The sequence below is a fragment of the Rhodospirillaceae bacterium genome (genome assembly GCA_018660465.1).
GTDB lineage: Bacteria > Pseudomonadota > Alphaproteobacteria > Rhodospirillales > JABJKH01 > JABJKH01.
Window position 1 is genome coordinate 1 of record JABJKH010000106.1, and the last position, 3,135, is coordinate 3,135.

A 3,135-nucleotide genomic window follows, 5' to 3' on the forward strand; every position below is an offset into this window, starting at 1 on the left:
CCTGGGTCATTTCCGGAAGTGAACACAGCCTCTAAATGACTTCCGCTTTATCTCCTAAAAGCAGACATCATAATAAAATTTGAATTTCGCGTTTTCGACTTCTTACTTATCGCAGAAAAGCAGACATTATTGGATGCTGGAATTTATTTCTACTATTAGCCAACACCGAACATTTCCATTGTTCCCAGTGAAGCACTTGACCCCCCCACCCCATGCCGCCACAATGCCTCTGTTCCGAGGGGCGCCCGTTTGGGCTGAGATGGCGATTGCTGGACCCTTCGAACCTGATCCGGGTTATGCCGGCGAAGGGATGGGACGTCAGCCTTTTTCAGCCGATGCCTTCCTTGAAACGCCGCTCAGAATAACCCACATGGTGAAGACCTTGTAAGTTTGGGAGCCAAGTCAATGAACGTCATCGATAAACCGCAAAAAATCAATGTAACCACGGGATCTTTACCGGCATCGGAGAAGGTCTACGTTAACGGCACAATCCATCCGGACATTCGTGTGCCGATGCGGCAAATCAGTGTACATGAATCGGCGAACGAGCCGCCGGTGACGGTCTATGATACGTCTGGTCCCTATACAGACCCCGATGCCACCATCGATATTGATGCGGGCCTGCATCGGTTACGTGAGCCCTGGATCAAAGGTCGTGGCGATGTCGAAGAATATGCGGGTCGAGACGTTAAACCTGAAGATAATGGCGGTGCCACGGGTGATAAGCTCGTGCAGGAATTCCCGTCGAAGAAAAAACCCCTTCGCGCCAAAGACGGCAAGGCGGTCACGCAGATCGCTTATGCCCGCGCCGGCATCATCACGCCGGAGATGGAATACATCGCCATTCGTGAGAACCTAGGTCGCGACCAGTTAAAAGAACAACAAGCTCGCGGCGGTGAAGATTTCGGCGCCGAAATTCCTGATTATGTAACACCTGAATTCGTCCGCGACGAAGTTGCCCGGGGCCGCGCGATCATTCCTGCAAACATCAACCACCCGGAAATTGAGCCACAGATCATTGGCCGAAACTTCTTGGTCAAGATCAACGCCAACATCGGCAATTCTGCTGTGACCTCATCGGTCGCTGACGAAGTCGATAAGATGGTGTGGGCCACACGCTGGGGTGCTGACAACGTGATGGACCTTTCGACAGGACGTAACATCCACAACATTCGCGAATGGATTATTCGGAATTCGCCGGTTCCCATCGGCACAGTTCCGATCTATCAGGCGCTGGAAAAAGTCGACCGGGCCGAGGACCTGACCTGGGAGATTTATCGCGACACCCTCATCGAACAGGCTGAGCAGGGCGTCGATTACTTTACCATCCATGCTGGCGTGCGACTGCGCTATGTGCCAATGACGGCCAACCGGGTGACCGGCATCGTCAGCCGTGGCGGCGCGATCATGGCCAAGTGGTGCTTGGCGCATCATAAGGAAAGCTTCCTCTACGAAAATTTTGAGGAAATTTGTGACATCATGCGCGCCTATGATGTGAGCTTCTCACTCGGCGATGGCTTACGCCCGGGCTCAACCGCTGATGCCAACGACGAAGCTCAATTTGCTGAGTTGGAGACCTTGGGTGAACTCACCCAAATCGCCTGGAAGAAAGATTGCCAGGTGATGATCGAAGGCCCCGGCCACGTACCCATGCACAAGATTAAGGTCAACATGGAGAAGCAGTTGGAAGAATGCGGCGAAGCCCCCTTCTATACGCTTGGGCCCCTCGTCACGGATATTGCCCCCGGTTATGACCACATCACGTCCGGCATTGGCGCTGCCATGATCGGCTGGTTCGGAACGGCCATGCTGTGTTACGTCACGCCAAAGGAACACTTAGGGCTTCCCAACCGCGACGACGTTAAAGTCGGCGTGGTTACGTACAAAATCGCGGCGCACGCGGCTGACATGGCCAAGGGCCACCCAGGGGCCTGCGAACGCGACGATGCGCTCAGCCGTGCGCGTTTTGAATTTAGATGGGAAGACCAGTTCAACCTGTCTCTCGACCCAGAGCGGGCGAAAGACTTCCACGATCAAACCCTGCCGAAGGAAGCTCACAAGGTCGCGCACTTCTGCTCCATGTGTGGCCCCAAATTCTGCTCCATGGAAATCACCCAGCAGGTAAGAGACTATGTTGCCGACGATCCCCGGGCAAAAGGCATGCAAGACATGTCTGAGAAGTTCAAGGAAGAGGGGTCGGAGATTTATAAAGAGGAATTCAAGGGGGCTGCTGAGTAGTTTTGGCGAGAAGTTCTTATGAAAGGACAAGCTATGGTCCCGTTCAAGTTTGCCTTGGTGGCTTTGGTTTTAATTTTTGCGACGGGTTCAACGCAAGCGTCAGTGTTATCGGACCCAGCGCGTAAACCCTTTGCCGATCACACACTGAAATATAAGGACAAAGCGTCAGGGCTCGATTTTTCTATTTACCTTGGTCGCTTCGGGGATTTTGAACGCTACTTCCCCTGCCAGTTCGACCATGGCAAATGGTGGATCACCAAAGACGGTCAGCTTTGCATCGAATACGAAAGAAAAAAGTTTAAAGGCTTCTGTATGATCCCAAAGGTTGAAGGGGAAACCATCACCTTATCTTCTACTAAAGGAAAGCTCCAAACCACTGCACAATTCCTAGACGGCAACAAAACGCCCCTTGGGTGAAAAGTATACTAGCCCGCGCGTGACGCAGGGCAGAGAATTTAAATTAGGTAAGGGCGTTGCCATTCCCTACAATTATGGTAGGAATTACGAAACCGGTGCTTAATTATAGATATGCCGTTTATGGGCTTGAGCGGCTATTCCGATATCTAGGGGAATAACGGACGTACACCTTTCCCGGGGGGAAGATCACGTTCCGGCAGGAGGTTGCGTCCATGCTTTTGCTCACTATTTCGATCCTTTCAATGGCCTGTTTATGTGGCGGGTTGTTCGCTACCGTTATCCTGGCCTTCCAGCCACCGGGTCCACCTAAAAAGCTGACCAAGAAACCATCGTTCTTCTTACTGTCTAACGTCAGCGCCTATGGAACAAATTAGCGGGATTGCATAAGAGAGGATTTTTAGCTCATCGTAGTGACCGAAGGGAACGAAGATGAGACAGAAATCGCAGACACGTCAGACGGGTGCAGCCAAGGCAATCAAG

Annotated in this window: 3 protein-coding genes and 1 riboswitch; all 3 genes read left to right on the forward strand. The window is 52.2% G+C overall.

The window, feature by feature from the left end; all coding sequences use genetic code 11:
• The first annotated feature begins 227 nt into the window (after positions 1-227).
• Positions 228-328: riboswitch (TPP riboswitch) on the forward strand.
• A 77-nt stretch (positions 329-405) separates the two neighbouring features.
• The 3 genes from thiC (at position 406) to HOM51_18235 (ending at position 3,029) form a co-directional block, all read left to right on the forward strand.
• Positions 406-2,238, forward strand: coding sequence for a phosphomethylpyrimidine synthase ThiC (thiC, locus tag HOM51_18225; GenBank protein ID MBT5036455.1), 1,833 nt, complete (start codon positions 406-408; stop codon positions 2,236-2,238).
• Between the two features lie 18 nt (positions 2,239-2,256).
• Entirely contained in the window at positions 2,257-2,655 is a 399-nt protein-coding gene (locus HOM51_18230) for a hypothetical protein (GenBank protein MBT5036456.1), read from the forward strand.
• Between the two features lie 212 nt (positions 2,656-2,867).
• Positions 2,868-3,029, forward strand: coding sequence for a hypothetical protein (locus tag HOM51_18235; GenBank protein ID MBT5036457.1), 162 nt, complete (start codon positions 2,868-2,870; stop codon positions 3,027-3,029).
• Positions 3,030-3,135 lie beyond the last annotated feature (106 nt).